This is a genomic window from Microlunatus spumicola, from assembly GCF_039536445.1.
In the GTDB taxonomy this organism is placed as follows: Bacteria; Actinomycetota; Actinomycetes; order Propionibacteriales; family Propionibacteriaceae; genus Microlunatus; species Microlunatus spumicola.
Genome location: NZ_BAAAYR010000001.1, coordinates 1,597,848 through 1,615,051, shown reverse-complemented (window position 1 = coordinate 1,615,051; position 17,204 = coordinate 1,597,848). Strand labels below are relative to the sequence as shown.

Here is a 17,204-nt window from a genome sequence, read left to right as displayed (position 1 = left end):
GGGGTCCGGCCGCGGTGGGCCTCCGACGCGTTCGGACGTCTGCTGCGACATCCCGTCGTCCCGGGCACGCGCTGTCCTCCGCGGCGCGGATCCTCGGATGGACGAGGATCGGGAGATGGTCCTCGCAGCTGCCGGCTCGACGCAGCGCTCCGCGTCACGTCGCCGGCTCGTCGTCGGTCTCGTGGTGGCCGTCGTCCTGTCCGTGACGCTCGCCGCTGGCTACGGCCTCGGCTTCCGGCTGAACCTGCAGACCAGGTCCGTCCCTCTTCCCACCGCGGCGGCATCGCCCGAGGAGGTCGTGCGCACCTACACCGAGGCGTACGACCACCGAGACTTCGCCACCATGGCCGCGATCTACCCCTCCGACCGGTCGGCGTTCTCCCGGTTCCGGGCGATGGGCACGATGCGAGACCTGCAGATCACCCAGAGCCGCGTCGCCTCCGAGTCCGACCTGAGCGGGACGTTCCCGAAGGCCGGCCACAGCTACTACCGGGTGGAGGTCACGCTCGACTACACCGGGCTCACCGGCTCCGACTTCTCCTTCGACGACGGGCCGAACGGCTGGACCTACTGGCTCGAGCGGAGCACGGCCTCGGACCCGTGGACGATCACCGATCAGGGGAACGGGTAGCACCCGACTCGTGCGCCGTCACGAACAGCTGATCATGGCGCTGACCTAGCGAAGCTCCTCCAGCTCGTCGACGGTGCGATGGCTCCGCTCGAGCGCGTCGTCGAGCTCTTTGCGGCGCCCGAGACGGATCGGCCACTCGAGCTGGAGCAGGATCTGGGTCGTGGCCAGGACCGCCGCACCTTCCCAACCGACCAGCTCGAGGATCCTCGTCCAGAGACGTTGGCGAACTCCAGCCAGCGAGTCCTGGAAGGTGTGCCACTGCAGGGTGGTCAGGTCGGTCGCGCGCGTCCCGCTGCCCGCGTTCTCGATGTCCACCACCGCCACCACCGCTCCGCCGCGAACCAGGACGTTGCTGGGGTTGAGGTCGGCGTGGACCATGTCCGACGCCCTCGGCAGCGGCGACGGCGCACCCGCGGGCACGAGCGGCAGGCGCTGGACCAGCGTCGACACCGCGGTCGGATGGCTCGAGAGCCCGGCCACGGACGGCTCCCGACCGGTGGCGACCTTCCAGGCGTACGCCGAGTGGTCGTAGGGCTCGGAGGCCCGGCCGGACTGGAGCTCGACGATCTCCATCAGCTGCTCGACGACGGCGGGGGTCAGCTCGCGTACGGGAGCCGCGTCGACGAGGTCCATCAGGTGCCACACGTGCGTGGACGTGGCCCCGACCCCGAGCCATGCCGGCGTCGGGTACCCCCGGCTGCGCATGCGTTCGACGATGCGCTGGGCGCGCAGGGTCTCGTCCAGCTGGTCGGGGCGGTCCCGGGCGACCGCCTTGAGCACGGCGTCTCCTCGTCCCGCCAGCCGTACGCGCAGGGCACCGTCGTTGATGCCCCCGGCCAGCCGACCGCCGAGCGTGGCCTCGGCCCCGACCGCCCGCGCCACGTCGTCCAGGACCTCCGCCGGCCGCTCGTCGCCAGGGTCACGGGTCACGTGGCCGCCAGCGGCGGGCACAGCACCTCCGGCGCGATCACCACACGCCGACTCTCGCACTCGCTCGCAACGACCAGCGTTCGCCCTGGCGCAGCGCTCCGAGCTCCCGACGCCGCGGCCGGAGTTCTAGGGTGAACGGGTGGGCAGCTGGAGAGCAGCAGGGGGTGGTCCACTGCTGATGGTGATCGGCGAGATCCTTCTCGTCGTCTGCAGCGTCAGCTACCTCGTCTGGTGGACGACCACGTACAGGCCGTCGGGGCGTACGTCACCGGGCGGCGGGTACTTCCTCGGGGGAGCGGTGCTCGGCGGCGTCGGCGGTCTGGCTCTGCTGGCCGTCGGCATCGCGCTCCTTCTTCCGAGAGCCTCCTGGCTGGCGCTGGGGGCGACGGTCGTCGGGGGAGCGCTGGTCGGCGCGCTGCTGCTGTACCTCACCTCGACGGTCGCCCACCGGCCCGTCACGACGGAGCTCCCGCTGATCGTCGTCTGGGCGACCATGCAGCTCGCCGCCGGCGTCACGCTGCGTACGGCTGAGGTGCTGACGGCCCCTGCGGCCGTGGGCTGGATCGTCGCCGTAGCGCTCGCGACGCTGGTCGGGCTGGCCTGCTACCTCGTGTTCTACCGGCTCGATCCGATTCCTGCGTACCGGGTCGGCATGGTGCCCCTCGCTGTTGATGGCGTGGTGGCGGCGATCTTGGCCGTCATGCTCGTGTCAACGTCCTCGTAAGTGGACCGTGTGTCGTGCTTAGGCACTCCGGCAATGGTCGGACCGCGAGTCCACCCGCTGGAGGTCGAACAGGCTTCACTAGTTCCGGTTCAATCCGTACTGGCGAGTCAGCAGTGCCTCCTTGAAGTGCGACTCGGCTTCGTCTACCTCTGCGCCAGGGACGCTGGGTCCGAAGACCCGCAAGATGCTGAACTGGAAGTGCCTGGCGTGGGAGGGATCCAGGTCGGCGAGGGCCCGCAGAGCAACGTTGCCGCCATGACCGTCGCGCGCGTAGGAGGACCACCGTCCGAGCATTCGCTCCTGGCCGTCAGCCTTGCCGACGTAAAGCTTTCCGTTGGTCTTGTCTGCAATCAGGTAGATGCCCTGCACTGACTCGAGCGCTGTGCGCCAGTCTGAGTAGCGGGAGTCCGTGATCAGCAGCTGAATCTCCGCGTACGAGAGGCGGACGCGGTCGAAGCCAGGAAAAGGAACGCGTCCTGGATCTGCGATCTCGACGACCGGGAATGTCGCAGCGCTTGATCCGGGCTTGGCCCAGTTCACGGCATCTCTAGACCACTCCACGACAAGTCGACCTGCAAGCGCCGAGAGCGTCGGGGTCGGCCGAAGGTCGAACAAGCGCGTCTCGTCTGCCCGTTCAGCGGGTACCTCGCCGTGGTTGGCATACGTCGTGAAGAGGCGCGAGCGTCGCTTGCCGTCGGCCATGAATACCAGCCACAGTCGCGGAGGGTGTGCCCCGAGCTTGTTCTTCGCGGGCTGCCATCGCGTGTACTCCAGCACGGTGGCCGCCGTGAGGGCCTCCGGACTGCTGAGACCGGTATCGGTGTAGGTGTGTCGCAGCGCTACGACATCGGATGCGGCAAGCCCTGCGGCGGTCAGGACGTGTCCAAGGGTGAGCTCGCCGGTCAGCGTCGTCGTCTCAACATCCACGTGGGAAGTCTTACCGCGAACTACCCGTCCGGCGGAGTCACCTGGCTCTGAATGGCGGCGCAGCTTCGCCGAGCGCTCACGCGACCGTGAGCACGATCTTGCCCTGGATGTGACCGCGCGCGGCTCGCACATGCGCGTCCGCCGCGTGCTCCAGCGGGAACGTGCTGTCGATCGCGATCTTGAGCGTCCCGTCGTCGAGCAGGCGGGCGAGGTCGCGGAGCTGACCACCGCTCCTCCTGCGTCGCCATGCGGGCGTCGGGTGCACGTCTCCTCGTGCGGGCACAGGAGGCCGGATCGGCACGGACGGACGTCGACGGGGCTGACCTCTTCGCCCTGGCCGGTGCGCTCGCGTGGCTGAGCGACCAGTCGGCGCTCGCGGACTGCACCGACCACCTCTTCGAGGTCGTCGCTGACCCGATCCTCGTGAGGCCGCGACAGACCGCCTAGGAACCTAGAGGTCGATGTGGCCCTCGAGGTAGAACACGCACGAGCCGCCCAGCACCACGCGGTCGCCGACGAGCCGGCAGGTCAGGTCGCCTCCGCGGTGCGACGCCTGGTGCGCCACGAACGTCTCCCGGCCGGTGCGTGCCGACCAGAAGGGCACCAGCGCGCAGTGTGCGCCCCCCGTCACCGGGTCCTCGGGGATGCCCTTGCGGGGCGCGAAGTAGCGGCTGACGAAGTCGTACGGGCCGTCGCCGACGGCGGTGACGACCACGCCGGTCCGATCCAGGCGAGCGACGGCCGCGAGGTCGGGCTCGAGCTCCCGGACGTCCCGGGCCGTCGGCAGCCGGGCGATGTAGTTCCCGCCGTCGGTCGCGGTCTCCAGCGGCGCGAGGCCGAGCGCGGCCGACAGCGCGGCCGGGGTCGGGACCGCCGAGACCGTCCGGACCGGCAGGTCGATCTCGTAGCCGCTGCCACGCCGGTGGACCACCAGCGCACCGCTGGTCGTGTCGAAGACGACGCTCTCCCGCCCGGGCTCGAGCCGCTCGGCCACGACCGCGCCCGCGGCCAGCGTCGCGTGCCCGCACAACGCCACCTCGACCACCGGGGTGAACCACCGCAGCCGGTACCGGTGGCCGTCGGCCACCACGAAGGCGGTCTCGGCGAGGTTGTTCTCCGCGGCCACGGCCTGCATCACGGCGTCGTCGAGGAAGTGGTCCAGCACCACGACGGCGGCCGGGTTCCCGGTGAACCGTCGTGCCGCGAACGCGTCCACCTGGAACATCGGCACCCTCATCCGCGACCGCCCGACGGGTCGTTCCGGCCTACCCCTTCTTGCAGGAGATGCCGTCCTTCTCGCGGTCGAGCTGCGTGTTCTTCGCGGACGTCTCCGCTTCGCGCGTGAAGGTGATGACGTCGCCGTCCTCGTCGCGCGCGCCCCTTGCCGCCACCGTGCTCGTCGACCTCGACCGGGGCCGCGCAGCTCCTGCAGGCCTTCGACTTCGGCCGGACGACGACGTGGTCGGCGGACGACGTGGCGGGTTCGTTCTCCTGGCCGCTCCTCGCTCGCCCCGTGCGCCGGAGGATGATCGGCAGCCGCCGGCGCGAGCACGGCCGGCAGGTGGAAGCGTCGTGCGCGCACGGTTCTCCAGCGGGCGAGAGGGACGTCGAGGGGCACGTTAACCCACCCTCGCCACCTCCGGCCGAGCCCCGGCTCGGGCTCAGCCCGTACGCCTCCAGCCAGCAGACCGGCCGGCAGGGGATAGCCGACGACGTCGAGGTCGAGCACGACCTCGGGGAGTCCCGCCGCCGCGTCCGCGGGTCCGGCCCGCCCGCGCAACCACGCGGCAGCCGCGGCCTTCCACGCGATGGCAGATGCTGCGCGGAAGGACCGGGCCGACCTGCGTCGGTCGGTCGAGCGGGCCGGACGGGACGGTCAGCCCCTGGAGTGGCGAAGCGACTAGCAGCCGGTCCCGGGCGCGAGCCTCAGCTGGTCGGCGCGGCGACGTCGAGCGCCCAGACGACGCCGAACCGGTCCCGGAGCTGCCCGGCGAGCGGGGCCCAGGCGGACGGCCCGAGGGGCTGACGGACCTCGGCGCGCTCGGACAGGCCGTCCCAGTAGCGGGTGACCTCGTCGGCGTCGGTGCCGTGCACGTAGACGTAGAACGCGTTCGTCCCCTGGTCGTACGGCTGGCCGGGCCACACGTCGAAGGCCATGACCCGCAGGCCCGCCTCGGTCGCCACCTGGCCGAAGACGATCTTGTCGGCCCAGGCCGGGTCGTCGGAGGCGCCCATCTGGCCGTACGTCACGGCCGTCGCCGTACCGCCGAAGACGGCCGCGTAGAAGTCGAGCGCCGCCCGGGCGTCGCCGTCGAAGTTCAGGTGGGTGGTGGTCTCGATGGTCATGGTCTCTCCTCGGTCGGGCCGCTCCTGCGGCGGCCTCGGCTCGAGTGTTGCGGTGGTTCCGGTCAGATCGTGACCGCTACTGCGATGAAGATGGAGGACGTGCCCGGCCCCTCCTCCCGCATGCTCACGCTGCTCTCCCTGCTGCAGGTGCACCGCGACTGGCCCGGCGACCAGCTCGCCGAACGTCTCGAGGTCAGCCCGCGGACGATCCGGCGGGACGTCGACCGCCTCCGTGAGCTCGGCTACCGCGTCGACGCGCTCCGGGGCCCCGCCGGCGGCTACCGGCTGGCGGCCGGCTCCGACCTGCCGCCGCTGCTCTTCGACGACGACCAGGCCGTCGCGATCGCTCTCGCCCTCGCGGTCGCGCCGGCGTCCGGGGCCGACATCGCGGACTCGGCGGCGCGGGCCCTGGCGACCGTCCGTCACGTCCTGCCGGCACGCCTGAGGCACCGGGTGGACGCCGTCGGCGCGGTCACGACGGCGGGTGAGGTGAGGGTCGACCCGGACGTCCTGGTGGCGCTGAGCGAGAGCGTGCAGCGCCGCGAGCTGCTGCGGTTCGACTACCGGCCCGACGGCGACGACCGTCCGCCCCGGCGGGTCGAGCCGTACGCGGTGGTGGCCCACCACGGCCGGTGGTACCTGCTGGCCTGGGACCCGGAGCGGGACGACTGGCGCACCTACCGCGCCGACCGGATAGCTCCGAGGTCGCGTACGGGGGTGCGGTTCGTGCCGCGGGCGGTCCCGGGCGGAGACCCGGCGGCGTTCGTCGCCGCGAGGTTCAAGGGGTCGGAGGCCGACGACGCCTGGCCCTGCGTCGGGTCGGTGACCGTGTCCGACGAGGGTGCGACGACCCTGGCGCCCTACCTGCCGCCCGACGCGGTCGTCGAGGCGTCAGAGCCCGGTCGGGTCCGGATCACCCTCGGCTCGTGGTCGTGGACCGGCCTCGCCGGCGTCGTCGCCGCGTTCGTCGTCGACGTCAGGGTCGAAGGCCCGCCCCCGCTCCGCGACGCCGTGGCTGCGCTGGCCGACCGCCTCCGGGCCGCGAGCTCAGGCTGATGCGCCGGCCGACCGGGTGGAGCGTGCGGTCAGCCGACCTGCTCGGCGGCGAAGAACGGCTCGGCCGCTTCCAGCCGCGGCACCGCCACGCCCAGGCGACGGGCCTCGGCCAGGGTGTCGCGGCAGACCGCGCGCAGCTCCTCGGGGTTGGCGTGCGCCTCCATCACCGTCCGCATCGGCGGGAAGTGACCGAAGAGCCAGCTCATCGCCGGAGCGGTCAGCCACGACGGCGCCGTGAACGGCAGGAGGTCGCCCCGGTGCCGCCACAGGTCGACGCCACGGGCCTCGGCGAGGGGCAGGAGCTCGCGGGTGGCCAGGATCGACTCGCGCACGGCGCGCCGGTTCCCGGCCAGCGCGGTCAGCGAACCGAGGCGCAGGCTCTGCGTGTGCAGGCCGGCGTTCTGCAGGAAGTGGAGGAAGAGCCAGCCGCGGAAGTCGGTGGTCTCCCGGATCCGGAACCCCGCCCCACGGAACACGGCACGCACGGCTCGTACGCGGTCGGAGGGCGGTCCGCCGAGGGTGCCGAAGAAGACGAGGGGGAGTAGGGTGGCGTGCAGGACGCCGTCGTCGTCGAACCCTCCACCGGCCCCCGGGAAGCCCCACGCCACCTGGTCGGCGGGGAGGGCCTCGACGGCGGCCGCCGGTTCGACCCACAGGTTGTTGAACACGAGCACGGTCGCGCGCCCGACCCGGGGCCCGAGGAAGGCCATCGCCTCGGCGAGGCTGTAGTGCTGGACGCTGACCACGATCAGGTCGACGTCGTGGTCCGGCTCCAGGGTCTCGCGGTAGCGCACCGGCCACGTGGCGGTGACCCGCCGCCCGAGCACCCGGCGCCGCGCGTCGAGCAGCTCGAGGTCGATCGTCGGCCCGTACTCCGCCGCCCGGCCGGGACGCACGTAGAACTCGACCTGGTGCCCGGCCTGCTCCAGCGCCCACCCGTACGCCACGGCGATGACGCCCCTGCCGAACATCAGGACCTTCATCCGCCCACCTCGCGTCGTCCGCCGCAGCTCCCCTAGAATCGGAAACCGTCTCCACTTCGACGATATGGAGACGAGTTCCGCTTGTCAAAGGAGGACGCCGGTGACGACCACGAAGCCGTTGCGCGCGGACGCCCGGCGCAACCGTGACGCGCTGCTCGCGAAGGCGCGCGAGCTGTTCGCCGAGGGGTGCTTCGACCTGCGGTTCGACGACTTCGCCCGGCTCGCCGGCGTGGGCACGGGCACGCTCTACCGGCACTTCCCCAACCGAGCGGCGCTCGCCGAGGCGGTCTACCGCGAGGAGCTCGCGGGCCTGTGCGAGCGCGGCCGCACGCTCCGGACGACGCTCCCGGCGGCGGAGGCGCTGGCCACCTTCCTCCGCGGCTTCGTCGCCCACCTGCACGGCCACCAGGGCCTCGCCCGCACGCTCGCGAACCTCATGAGCGCCCAGCCCGACACGCTCGCCGACGGCGGACGTGAGCTCGAGCAGGTCATCACCGAGCTGCTGGCCGCCGGCGTCGACGAGGGCACCGTCCGCGACGACGTGAGCGCCGGCGCCGTGCTCATGGTCCTGCAGGGCGTCAGCACGGCCTGCGGTCAGCCCGGCTCGCGCGCCGACGCCGACGGCGCGGTCACCCTCGTGCTCGACGGCCTGCGCCGCTAGGGCGTGGGTCCGCCGGGCCTCACCGGCGCGAGCAGCTCGACCCGGTTCCCCTGCCCGTCGGCGGTGTGGCACCGCTCGTTGCCGGGGAAGGTGTGCCGCTGGGACCAGTCGGTCGGGAAGCCGAGGCGCGCGAGCCGCTCGGCCACCTCTTCCAGCTCGGCGACGCTGTCGAGCTGCAACGCCGGGTGCGCCTTGAGCGCGGGCGAGAACGGCTCCTCCACCCCGACGTGGACCTCGGCGAGCACCGTCCCGTCGTCGCCGAGCGAGCGGAACCAGGCACCGCCTCTCGCCTTCAGGTCGTTGGGCTTCTCGACCTCGGTCATCCCGAGCCCGTCGGCGTAGAAGCGGCGCGCGTCGTCCTCGCCGCCCCGCGCGCAGGCGACCTGGACGTGGTGCAGCCTCAACGTCGTCCTCTCGTCCCGGTCGCGGACGGTGCCGTGGTCTCGTCCGCTGCGTACGCGGTGCGCCTCATGGTCCTCCTGCACGGCGGGTGCGAGCAGCCGGCGTCGAGGAGGCCGGGCCCCCACCTCCCTTAGCCTGAGGCGTGTCCTCGGAAGCCGTCGCCGCCGACCTGGTCCGCGAGCTGGAGGGCTGGCCCGCACCGACGCCGGGGCTGGCGCAGCTGCGCCGGGAGTACCTGGATCTCGTCAGCAGCCGGGGCGTCGAGGCCCTGCGCCGGGGAGGCGGGCCCGACCACCTGACGGCCAGCTGCTTCGTCTTCTCGGCGGACCTCGAGCGCACGTTGCTGTGCTTCCACCGCAAGGGACGCTTCTGGGTGCAGACCGGCGGGCACGTCGAGGCCACGGACGGCTCGATCCCCGAGGCGGCCCTGCGAGAGGCGCGGGAGGAGTCCGGTCTGGCCGGTCTCCGCCTGGTCCCGGGCGTCCTCGACCTCGATCGTCACGAGCTGGGCGCGGCGTTCGGGGCGTGCCGTACGCACTGGGACGTCGGCTTCGCCGCGCTGACCACCACGGACGAGCAGCCCCGGGTGAGCGACGAGAGCGAGCAGGTGGCGTGGTTCCCGGTGGGGGACCTGCCCACCCCGCTGGCCGGGCGCGTGGCGAGCCGGCTCGCGCTGCTGCGGGACCAGGTCCGACGGGTTCCGGGGTCGTCCCGATGATCACGCTCGAGCCCGTCACGCCGGCCAACCTCGACGACGCGCTCGCGATCCGGGTGGCGCCCGAGCAGGAGCACCTCGTCCGCGCGGTCGTCACGTCGCTGGCCGAGGCGTTCGTGCACCCGGACATCGCCTGGCCGCGCCTGGTCGTCGACGACGGGGTGGCGGTCGCGTTCGTGATGGCGTTCGTGGACTCTGCGTGGGAGGACGACCCGACGGACCTCCGCAGCGGGGTGTGGCGCCTCAACGTGGACCGCGCCCACCAGGGTCGGGGCTACGGGCGCTTCGCCGTGCTCGCCGTCTGCGACGAGCTCCGCGCCCGTGGCTCGGACGCCTGCTTCGTGACCTACCACCGGGGCGAGGGCTCGCCGGAACCCTTCTACCGCCGGCTGGGGTTCCGGGCGACGGGGGAGACGAGCGGCGACCAGGAGGTCGCCGTCCTGGCGCTGCGGTGACGCGGTCCGGCGGACGGCCGGGGTCAGACCAGCGCCTGGCTCCCGATCACGGAGAGGAGCTGGAGCTTCTCGTGGCTCTCGCTCCCGGGGGCGGCGGTGTAGACGAGCAGGCGGTGGGACTGGTCGGGATCGAGCAGCGACTGGCAGCTCAGCTCCAGCGTGCCGAGCTCGGGATGGACGAAGTGCTTGACCTCGTGGGGCCGCACGCCGACCTCGTGGGACTCCCACAGCGTCCGGAACTCCTCGCTCTGCGGGAGGAGCAGCTCGGCCAGGTGGGCGGCGCGCGAGCCGGGTCCGCGGAGCGCCGTCAGGCTGCGGAGCCCGGAGGCGAAGAGGCGACCGAGGAGCGCGTGGTCCTGGGTCGCGTACCGCGCACGGGTCTCCGGGTCCGTGAACCACCGGTAGCCGAGGCTGCGGGCGGGCCCGGTGTAGCGGGTGAGGTCACCGGTCAGCGCGACGCCGAGGGGCGTCTGGCGCAGGGTCTCGCCGAGCTCGGTGACGACCTCGGCGGGGGTGTCGTCGAGCCGGTCGAGGATGCGCAGCAGCCCGGGGCTGACGTGCTCGCTCGCCGCTCCACGCGCCGGGGGCTGGTGACCGGCGAGGCGGAACAGGTGGTCGCGCTCGTCGAGGGAGAGGTGGAGGCCCTGCGCGATGGACGCGATCATCTGCTCCGAGGGCTGCGGACCCCGCTCCCGCTCGATCCGTGAGTAGTAGTCGGTCGACATGTGGCACAGGGTCGCCACCTCCTCGCGCCGCAGCCCGGTCGTGCGGCGGCGCTGGCCACGCGGGAGGCCGACGTCCTCGGGCTGCAGCGACTCCCGTCGTCGCCGCAGGAAGGCGGCGAGCCCGACCCGGTCGATCATCACAGCGTCTCCTTCGTCGGTCGTACGGGTCCTGTGTACCTCCCGCACCCGGGCGGAGCCACGGCCTGCCGATCCCCCTCTTGCTTCGCGCCGCCCGCAGCCTGGCCTTGCCGATCAGTGGATCGACGGGTCCTTCACGGCGTCCGCGTGGGCCGCGACGGTGGTGTGACCGACCGACGAGCAGGAGTGCCGCCATGCCCCGCAAGAACCTCGACCTCACCGTCCCCGACCTGAGCGGCCGCCGCGCCGTGGTCACCGGAGCCAGCGACGGGATGGGCCTGCGCATCGCCGCACGCCTGGCCGCCGCCGGCGCCGAGGTGGTCATGCCCGTCCGCAACCGTGGCAAGGGGGAGGCGGCGATCACCACGATCCGGCAGGTCGCGCCCCTCGCGGACGTGTCCCTCCGCGACCTCGACCTCGCGTCCCTCGCCTCCGTCGCCGCCCTCGGCGAGACCCTGGTCCGCGAGGGCCGCCCGATCCACCTGCTGATCAACAACGCCGGGGTCATGACCCCGCCCGACCGCCAGGTGACGGCCGACGGGTTCGAGCTCCAGCTCGGCTCCAACCACCTCGGCCACTTCGCCCTCGTCGCCCACCTGCTGCCGCTGCTGCGCGCCGGCAGCGCGCGCGTCACCTCCCAGCTCAGCGTCGCCGCGCGCAGCGGCCGCATCCACTGGGACGACCTCAACTCGGAGCGCTCGTACGACGGCATGCGCGCGTACAGCCAGTCGAAGGTCGCGTTCGGGCTGTTCGGCCTCGAGCTGGACCGCCGCAGCCGGGCCCACGGCTGGGGCATCACCAGCAACCTCGCGCACCCCGGCGTCGCGCCGACCAACCTGCTCGCCGCGCGCCCCGAGCTCGGCCGCACGCAGGAGACCCCCGGACGTCGGGTCATCCGAGCGCTATCGCGGCGCGGGATCCTGCTCGGCACGGTCGAGACGGCCGGGCTGCCCGCCCTGATGGCCGCGACCGACCCCGCCGCCCGCGGTGGGGCCTTCTACGGACCGAGCGGGCTCGGCAACCTCGGTGGAGCGCCGGCCGAGCAGAAGCTCTACCCGCCGCTGCGCAGCACCGAGGAGGCCCGGCGCGTCTGGGACGTCTCCGAGCGGCTCACGTCCACCGCCTTCGTCGGCGCCTGAGCGGCCGGGGCGATGACGAAGACGGACGCGGGACCGGGCCGAGGAGCCCTCGTGCGGGACGACCGGACCGACGGGTGGAGCGCCGTCGCGCGGGACGTGCTCGGCCTGCCCGACCCGCCCGACCACTCGGCGGTCCGGATGGCCGCCGACCGGACGCTCGACCGCGTCGGTGGGCCGGTCGGGCTGGTGGCGGCAGCGGCGCCGACCGTGGCCTTCGTCGCGACGGACGCGGCGGCCGGTCTCGGCCCGGCCTTCGTCGCCGTCGGGGTCACGGCCCTGCTGGCCTGCGGGGTGCGGCTCGCCCGCCGGGAGTCGCCGGGCGCCGCGGTCGCCGGCCTGCTGGTGGCGGGGGTCTGCGCGGCGGTCGCCGCCCTCGTCGGCGAGGCGCGCGGGTTCTTCCTGCCCACGACGGTCGTCCCCGCGCTCTTCGTCCTGGCCTACCTGGTCTCCCTGGTGGTTCGACGGCCGCTGATGGGCGTGATCGTCAACCCGCTGTCCGGCGGGCCGCGCCACTGGCAGCGACACCCCGGCCTCCGGCGGACGTACGTGATCAGCACGCTGGTCGCTGTGCTGCTGGCCACGGCGAACCTCGTGGTCCGGGTGGTGTTCTACGTCGCCGACGAGCCCGCCGTCCTCGCTGCGGTCCAGGTGGGTTCCAGCACCGTCTTCGCCCTGCACTTCGCCGTCACCCTCGTCGTCGCCCGGCGGGTGGCCGCGCAGCCAGACGCCGGGACCACCTAGCCGGACGCTCGGCCGAGGGCTCAGCCGCGGAGGCTCCGCAGGCCGGTCCGGAGCTCCTCGACGAGGATCCCGGGCTGCTCGAGCGCCGCGAAGTGCCCACCGCGCTCGGCCTCGCCGTAGTGGATCAGGTCGCTGTAGGCGTCCTCGATCCAGGTGCGTGGCAGCCGGGGGATGTCGCGCGGGAAGACCGTCACCGCCACGGGCAGGGTGAGCCGCGGCCCGGCCATGGTGGCCGACCGGTTCTCCCAGTAGATGCGGGCGGACGAGGCGGCGCTGTTGGTGAACCAGGCGAGCGAGATCCCGTCGAGGATGGCGTCGACCCCGATGGCGTCCTCGGCGAGCCCGTCGTTGTCCGTCTTGGACTGGAACTTCTCGTAGATCCAGGCCGCCTGGCCGACGGGGGAGTCCGCGAGGGCGAAGCCGACGGTCTGCGGCTTCGTGCCCTGCAGGTGGTTGGACCCGCCGAGCGGCCCGGCGTAGAGGGCGAGGCCCTCGACCGCGTGGCGCTCCTCGGGGGTGAGTGCGTCGGGAATCTGGGCCGGGAAGGCGTACGGCGTGCTCAGGTGGATCCCGAGGAGGCCTTCCGGGAGCGCGGCGCCGATCGTGGTGGTGACGGCGGCACCCCAGTCGCCGCCGTGGGCCGTCCACCGGGCGTAGCCGAGCCGACGCATGAGCTCCACCCAGGCCCGGGCGATGCGGTCGACGTCCCAGCCGGTCCCGGTCGGCTTGCCGGAGAACCCGAACCCGGGCAGCGAGGGGATGACGACGTCGAAGGCGTCCCCCGCGTCACCGCCGTGGGCGACGGGGTCGGTGAGCGGTTCGACGAGCGCCACGAAGTCCGCGACCGAGCTCGGCCACCCGTGGGTCAGGAGCAGGGGCAGGGCGCCGGAGTGCGGGGACCGGACGTGGAGGAAGTGGACGTCGAGCCCGTCGATCGTGGTCAGGAACTGCGGGAAGGCGTTCAGCGCGGCCTCGAAGCGGCGCCAGTCGTACTCCTGCTCCCAGTGGGCGACGAGCGACCGGACGTTCTCCAGGCGGACGCCCTGCGACCAGTCGGGGACCGTCTCCGGGTCCGGCCAGCGGGTCCGCGCGAGCCGCTGCCGGAGGTCGTCCAGCTCGGCGTCCGGGACCGCCACGCGGAAGGGGCGGAGGTCGGTCGGGGGGTGGAGGGGTGCGGTCATGGCGTCTCCTGCTCGGTCCCGGGTCGGGAGGTGGTGATTGCACACGGGTGTGCAAGAGCTATGGTTGCACACCGTTGTGCAATCCTGGACCGGTGCGAGCGAGGTTCACCGGGGGGACGACGTGACGGGCACGCGGGAGCGGATCCTCGACGTGGCGACCGAGGTGCTCGGGCGCTCGCCGGACGTCGGCATGGGCGAGGTCGCCACGGCCGCCGGCGTGGTCCGGCGCACCGTCTACGGCCACTTCCCGACCCGGTCCGACCTGGTGCTGGCCCTCACGCGGCGCGCCGTCGACGAGATGGCCGCGGTCCTCGCCGAGGAGGCCGTCGTCGACAAGGCGGCCGACGAGGCGTGGGCCGACTTCGTCGCCCGTCTGTGGCCGCTGGTGCACCGCTACCGGGTGCTGGTGGTGCTCCGGCGGGGCGAGCTCGGCGAGGACATCCACGCCCTCCTGGGCCCGGTCGAGACGGCGCTCGCCGAGCTGGTCGCGCGGGGCCAGGAGAGCGGCGCCTTCGGGCGGCACCTGCCCGCCGCCGTCCTCAGCCAGGTGGCGTGGTCGGTCGTGTTCGCGGTGGCGGACGGCGACCTGTCCGGCGCGCCGCTCGGCGCCCCGGCCGTGACGACGACGAGCCTGCTCCTCCTCGGGGTCCCGGAGGCTCGGGCGCGAGCCCTGGCCGAGCGCGGATGACCGGGGACCGCGGGCCGGCGGGAGGCTCCGCCGACGGCGTACGCCCCGAGGTGCGCCGGCTCGCGTCCTGGGCGCCGCTCCCGTCGGAGGACGACGAGCTCTGGCAGGAGGACGTGATCGACCGCTTCGCCGCCGACGTCGCCGCCGTGGCCCCGCCGCTGAGCGTCCCCGAGCGGGACGCGTTGCTCGCGCTCCTCGGACGTCCTGACGACGACACCGTCTACGGCGTCCTCTGGGGGGTCCTGCACCTGGTCGAGACCGCGCCCGACGACGGTTACGAGCACCGGCTCGAGACGAGCGGGCACCCCTGGTTCGCGACGCTGCTGGACCGGCGGGCCAACGCGGACCGGCGGGGCCGTCCGGCCGACTAGGCCGACCGCCCGCCCGGGGCGTCAGAACAGGTCGTGGTGCTCCTCGACCCACCCGGCCATCGATCGCGGCGCGTTCCCGGTGAGCCGCTCCACGTCCCACGTGGTGTCGATGTCGACGTTGTGCCGCACGACGTCCGCGAACTGCGCGCCGAGGCCGTGCGCCATGAAGGCGTCCAGGCCGGCGGCGCGGAGCAGCGCCACGTACGCCGGCTTCGGCAGCGCGACGGCGCGGACCCGGCGACCGAGACCCGCGGTGAGACGTGCGGCGACGTCGGCGAACGTCAGCGACTCGGGGCCGGTCAGGAAGTAGGTCGCGCGACGGTGGGCCTCCGGCCCGTCGAGCAGGACGCGGGCGGCGACGGCCGCCACGTCCCGGGTGTCGATCCAGCCGACGCCCCCGCCGCCAGCGGTGTGGGGCAGCAGGCCGCGGCGGATCACCTCGGCCTGCCCGACGAGGTTCTGCATGAACGCCGACGGCCGCACCGAGGTCCAGTCGAGGTCGGTGGCGGCGAGGCGGCGGTCGCCCCAGGCGTGCGCCCGGGCCCACGGCACCGGGCTGCGCGGGTTCGAGTCGCCGGCGGAGATGCGGACGACGTGCCGGAGGTGCGTGGTCTGGGCGGCCGTGATCACGGTGCGCTCGAGGTCGACCTGCTGCGCGATCGGCGGCGTGAGCAGGAACAGCCGGTCGACCCCGCTCATCAGCCGTCGCAGGTCGGACGCGTCGTCCAGGCGGCCGAGGACGGGCTCGGCGCCCAGCTCGGCCAGCGCCGACGCCTGCTCCGGCCGGCGGTGCAGCGCGTGCACCTCGGTCCCCGCGGCGACGAGCAGCCGGACGACCTCCCCGCCCACGTCGCCGGTGGCTCCCGTGACGAGGACGGGACCAGCCAAAGTATCAGATTTCTGATTTATACGTACGATCGTGCCATGGGGGATCAAGCGCGTCCGGTCGTCACCGAGGCCGACATCGAGGCGATGACGACCTGGACCCTCATCCGCCTCGGGCGTCACCTCGAGCACCTGCTCACCGACGCCCTCCGGCCCCACGGCCTCACGCCCCAGCAGTACGGGATCCTGGCGCAGCTCAGCGCCCGCCCGGCCCTCACCCAGGCCGCGCTCGCCGAGGCCGTGCTCATGCGCCCGCAGTCGATGCAGCACCAGCTGCAGCGCCTCGAGGAGCTGGGCCTGATCGAGCGGCCGACCCTGCGCGGGCGCGGCCAGCGCAACCCGGTGCACCTCTCCGAGGCCGGCCTCGTCGCGCTGGGCGAGGTCCACGAACGGATCCGGCACGCGAACAGCGACGCCGCCCTCGGCCTCGACCCCGACGAGCACCGGGTCCTGGACGCGATGGCGCACCGCCTGCTGCTCGTCGGGTCGCTGGGCTGACGTCGCTCGTCCCGCTCGAGGTCGGAGCGGGCCTGCCCGACGGTCAGACCGGGAACGCGACGCCCGTCAGGTCCTCGGACACCGACCACAGCCGCTGCTGGACCGCCAGGTCGTACGACGCGGGGCTGGACGTGACGACCTTCGGGTAGCCGCGCGCCTCGCCGCGACCGTCCGGGCCGTAGTACTGGCCGCCGAGGACCGCGGGGTCGGTGGCCGCGCGCAGGGTGGGGAGCGCGCCCATCGCCGCGGGCTGCAGGACGAGCGGGCCGAGCCGCTCCAGCAGGGTGCGGACCGGGGCCGGGGAGTTCCGGCCGAGCTCGGTGTCGGAGACGCCCGGGTGCGCGGCGACCGCAACCGTCGTCGCCCGCGTGGCGAGCCGGCGCTGCAGCTCGTAGGTGAACATCAGGTTCGCCAGCTTGGACTGCCCGTACGCGGCGACGCGCGAGTACGAACGCTCCCAGCCCAGGTCGTCGAAGTGGATCGCCGCCCGGATGCGGTGGCCGACGCTGCTGACCGTGACGACGCGCGACCCCGGCACGGGGAGGAGCCGGTCGAGGAGCAGCCCCGTGAACGCGAAGTGGCCGAGGTGGTTGGTGCCGAGCTGGCGCTCGAAGCCGTCGCGGGTCGTCTCCTTCGGCGTGTACATGACGCCCGCGTTGTTGATCTGCAGGTCGATGCGGGGGTGCGTGGTGGCGAGGGCGGAGGCCGCCTCGCGCACCGACGCGAGCGAGGACAGGTCCAGCTCCTGCACGGTGACGTCGCCGCCCATCCGCTCGGCGGCGGCCCGACCCTTGGCGACGTCCCGCACCGCCAGCACCACCGAGGCGCCGTGCTCGGCGAGCGCCCGGGCCGTGTCGTAGCCGAGGCCGGTGTTGGCCCCGGTGACGACCGCCATGCGGCCCTGCTGGTCGGGGACGTCCTGCTCGGTCCACTGCGTCATCTCGTGTCTCCTCGTCTGTAGAGACCGTCGGTCTCTTGTTCCCGACAGTAAGAGACCGTCGGTCTGCT

At 73.3% G+C, this 17,204-nt stretch carries 24 protein-coding genes; 12 read left to right on the top strand and 12 right to left on the bottom strand.

From position 1 onward, the window contains the following. Positions 1 to 115: 115 nt before the first annotated feature. Positions 116 to 631 carry a hypothetical protein gene (locus ABD665_RS07435; RefSeq protein WP_204911542.1) on the top strand — a complete coding sequence of 172 codons (516 nt, stop codon included), beginning with the start codon at positions 116 to 118 and terminating at the stop codon, positions 629 to 631. 45 nt (positions 632 to 676) lie between these two features. On the opposite strand, the gene ABD665_RS07430 is transcribed toward ABD665_RS07435, so the two are convergent. Beyond that, the gene (locus ABD665_RS07430) at positions 677 to 1,561 is read right to left on the bottom strand and encodes a phosphotransferase (protein ID WP_204911543.1); all 885 of its coding nucleotides are present in this window, start codon (positions 1,559 to 1,561) and stop codon (positions 677 to 679) included. 139 nt (positions 1,562 to 1,700) lie between these two features. Between ABD665_RS07430 and ABD665_RS07425 the strand changes: the two genes are divergently transcribed. Beyond that, entirely contained in the window at positions 1,701 to 2,285 is a 585-nt protein-coding gene (locus ABD665_RS07425) for a hypothetical protein (RefSeq protein ID WP_204911544.1), read from the top strand. Positions 2,286 to 2,363: 78 nt separating this feature from the next. On the opposite strand, the gene ABD665_RS07420 is transcribed toward ABD665_RS07425, so the two are convergent. Both ABD665_RS07420 and ABD665_RS07415 read right to left on the bottom strand, forming a co-directional pair. Beyond that, positions 2,364 to 3,212 carry a GIY-YIG nuclease family protein gene (locus ABD665_RS07420; RefSeq protein ID WP_344741639.1) on the bottom strand — a complete coding sequence of 283 codons (849 nt, stop codon included), beginning with the start codon at positions 3,210 to 3,212 and terminating at the stop codon, positions 2,364 to 2,366. Between the two features lie 76 nt (positions 3,213 to 3,288). Continuing rightward, positions 3,289 to 3,477 carry a zinc-binding dehydrogenase gene (locus ABD665_RS07415; protein WP_204911546.1) on the bottom strand — a complete coding sequence of 63 codons (189 nt, stop codon included), beginning with the start codon at positions 3,475 to 3,477 and terminating at the stop codon, positions 3,289 to 3,291. 8 nt (positions 3,478 to 3,485) lie between these two features. Between ABD665_RS07415 and ABD665_RS07410 the strand changes: the two genes are divergently transcribed. Further along, the gene (locus ABD665_RS07410; RefSeq protein ID WP_204911547.1) at positions 3,486 to 3,659 is read left to right on the top strand and encodes an SbtR family transcriptional regulator; all 174 of its coding nucleotides are present in this window, start codon (positions 3,486 to 3,488) and stop codon (positions 3,657 to 3,659) included. Between the two features lie 4 nt (positions 3,660 to 3,663). On the opposite strand, the gene ABD665_RS07405 is transcribed toward ABD665_RS07410, so the two are convergent. From ABD665_RS07405 to ABD665_RS07395, 3 genes are all read right to left on the bottom strand, one after another. Beyond that, on the bottom strand, positions 3,664 to 4,437 hold the full coding sequence (locus tag ABD665_RS07405) for a PhzF family phenazine biosynthesis isomerase (RefSeq protein ID WP_204911548.1): 774 nt from the start codon (positions 4,435 to 4,437) through the stop codon (positions 3,664 to 3,666). Positions 4,438 to 4,477: 40 nt separating this feature from the next. Next, positions 4,478 to 4,603 (bottom strand): hypothetical protein, encoded by a 126-nt coding sequence (locus ABD665_RS07400; RefSeq protein ID WP_344741637.1) that lies wholly within the window; start codon positions 4,601 to 4,603, stop codon positions 4,478 to 4,480. 535 nt (positions 4,604 to 5,138) lie between these two features. Next, the gene (locus ABD665_RS07395; RefSeq protein WP_204911549.1) at positions 5,139 to 5,558 is read right to left on the bottom strand and encodes a VOC family protein; all 420 of its coding nucleotides are present in this window, start codon (positions 5,556 to 5,558) and stop codon (positions 5,139 to 5,141) included. 69 nt (positions 5,559 to 5,627) lie between these two features. On the opposite strand from ABD665_RS07395, the gene ABD665_RS07390 reads away from it, so the two are divergent. After that, a complete protein-coding gene (locus ABD665_RS07390) occupies positions 5,628 to 6,614 on the top strand; it encodes a helix-turn-helix transcriptional regulator (RefSeq protein ID WP_344741635.1) in 987 nt (328 codons plus the stop codon). A gap of 29 nt (positions 6,615 to 6,643) precedes the next feature. On the opposite strand, the gene ABD665_RS07385 is transcribed toward ABD665_RS07390, so the two are convergent. Next, positions 6,644 to 7,597 carry a 2-dehydropantoate 2-reductase N-terminal domain-containing protein gene (locus tag ABD665_RS07385; RefSeq protein WP_204911550.1) on the bottom strand — a complete coding sequence of 318 codons (954 nt, stop codon included), beginning with the start codon at positions 7,595 to 7,597 and terminating at the stop codon, positions 6,644 to 6,646. A 100-nt stretch (positions 7,598 to 7,697) separates the two neighbouring features. Between ABD665_RS07385 and ABD665_RS07380 the strand changes: the two genes are divergently transcribed. Then, on the top strand, positions 7,698 to 8,258 hold the full coding sequence (locus tag ABD665_RS07380) for a TetR/AcrR family transcriptional regulator (RefSeq protein WP_344741633.1): 561 nt from the start codon (positions 7,698 to 7,700) through the stop codon (positions 8,256 to 8,258). On the opposite strand, the gene ABD665_RS07375 is transcribed toward ABD665_RS07380, so the two are convergent. Then, a complete protein-coding gene (locus tag ABD665_RS07375; protein WP_204911552.1) occupies positions 8,255 to 8,662 on the bottom strand; it encodes a VOC family protein in 408 nt (135 codons plus the stop codon). The two genes, ABD665_RS07380 and ABD665_RS07375, sit on opposite strands and share 4 nt — an antisense overlap. A gap of 140 nt (positions 8,663 to 8,802) precedes the next feature. Between ABD665_RS07375 and ABD665_RS07370 the strand changes: the two genes are divergently transcribed. Both ABD665_RS07370 and ABD665_RS07365 read left to right on the top strand, forming a co-directional pair. Next, complete coding sequence (locus ABD665_RS07370; protein ID WP_204911553.1) at positions 8,803 to 9,378, top strand: NUDIX domain-containing protein; 576 nt, start codon at positions 8,803 to 8,805, stop codon at positions 9,376 to 9,378. Next, positions 9,375 to 9,830, top strand: a complete 456-nt coding sequence (locus ABD665_RS07365; protein WP_204911554.1) for a GNAT family N-acetyltransferase — start codon at positions 9,375 to 9,377, stop codon at positions 9,828 to 9,830. Before ABD665_RS07370 ends, ABD665_RS07365 begins: the two co-directional genes overlap by 4 nt. Positions 9,831 to 9,853: 23 nt before the next feature. Here ABD665_RS07365 and ABD665_RS07360 read toward each other — a convergent pair whose 3' ends face one another. Further along, positions 9,854 to 10,693, bottom strand: a complete 840-nt coding sequence (locus ABD665_RS07360; RefSeq protein WP_344741631.1) for a helix-turn-helix transcriptional regulator — start codon at positions 10,691 to 10,693, stop codon at positions 9,854 to 9,856. Between the two features lie 194 nt (positions 10,694 to 10,887). Here ABD665_RS07360 and ABD665_RS07355 point away from each other — a divergent pair, with 194 nt between their 5' ends. Both ABD665_RS07355 and ABD665_RS07350 read left to right on the top strand, forming a co-directional pair. Continuing rightward, positions 10,888 to 11,832, top strand: coding sequence for an SDR family oxidoreductase (locus ABD665_RS07355; RefSeq protein ID WP_204911555.1), 945 nt, complete (start codon positions 10,888 to 10,890; stop codon positions 11,830 to 11,832). A 51-nt stretch (positions 11,833 to 11,883) separates the two neighbouring features. Then, positions 11,884 to 12,573, top strand: a complete 690-nt coding sequence (locus ABD665_RS07350; RefSeq protein ID WP_204911556.1) for a DUF3159 domain-containing protein — start codon at positions 11,884 to 11,886, stop codon at positions 12,571 to 12,573. A gap of 20 nt (positions 12,574 to 12,593) precedes the next feature. On the opposite strand, the gene ABD665_RS07345 is transcribed toward ABD665_RS07350, so the two are convergent. Next, positions 12,594 to 13,754, bottom strand: a complete 1,161-nt coding sequence (locus ABD665_RS07345; protein ID WP_204911557.1) for an alpha/beta fold hydrolase — start codon at positions 13,752 to 13,754, stop codon at positions 12,594 to 12,596. A 121-nt stretch (positions 13,755 to 13,875) separates the two neighbouring features. Between ABD665_RS07345 and ABD665_RS07340 the strand changes: the two genes are divergently transcribed. Both ABD665_RS07340 and ABD665_RS07335 read left to right on the top strand, forming a co-directional pair. Continuing rightward, positions 13,876 to 14,442: a TetR family transcriptional regulator gene (locus ABD665_RS07340; RefSeq protein WP_204911558.1), complete on the top strand. Its 567-nt coding sequence runs from the start codon at positions 13,876 to 13,878 to the stop codon at positions 14,440 to 14,442. After that, positions 14,439 to 14,813 (top strand): hypothetical protein, encoded by a 375-nt coding sequence (locus ABD665_RS07335; protein WP_204911559.1) that lies wholly within the window; start codon positions 14,439 to 14,441, stop codon positions 14,811 to 14,813. The genes ABD665_RS07340 and ABD665_RS07335 overlap by 4 nt, the downstream gene beginning before the upstream one ends. Positions 14,814 to 14,834: 21 nt before the next feature. On the opposite strand, the gene ABD665_RS07330 is transcribed toward ABD665_RS07335, so the two are convergent. Continuing rightward, entirely contained in the window at positions 14,835 to 15,701 is an 867-nt protein-coding gene (locus ABD665_RS07330) for an NAD(P)H-binding protein (protein WP_204911560.1), read from the bottom strand. Positions 15,702 to 15,737: 36 nt separating this feature from the next. Between ABD665_RS07330 and ABD665_RS07325 the strand changes: the two genes are divergently transcribed. After that, positions 15,738 to 16,196 (top strand): MarR family transcriptional regulator, encoded by a 459-nt coding sequence (locus ABD665_RS07325; protein ID WP_204911561.1) that lies wholly within the window; start codon positions 15,738 to 15,740, stop codon positions 16,194 to 16,196. A 43-nt stretch (positions 16,197 to 16,239) separates the two neighbouring features. Here ABD665_RS07325 and ABD665_RS07320 read toward each other — a convergent pair whose 3' ends face one another. Next, on the bottom strand, positions 16,240 to 17,136 hold the full coding sequence (locus ABD665_RS07320; RefSeq protein ID WP_204911562.1) for an oxidoreductase: 897 nt from the start codon (positions 17,134 to 17,136) through the stop codon (positions 16,240 to 16,242). Between the last annotated feature and the right edge of the window lie 68 nt (positions 17,137 to 17,204).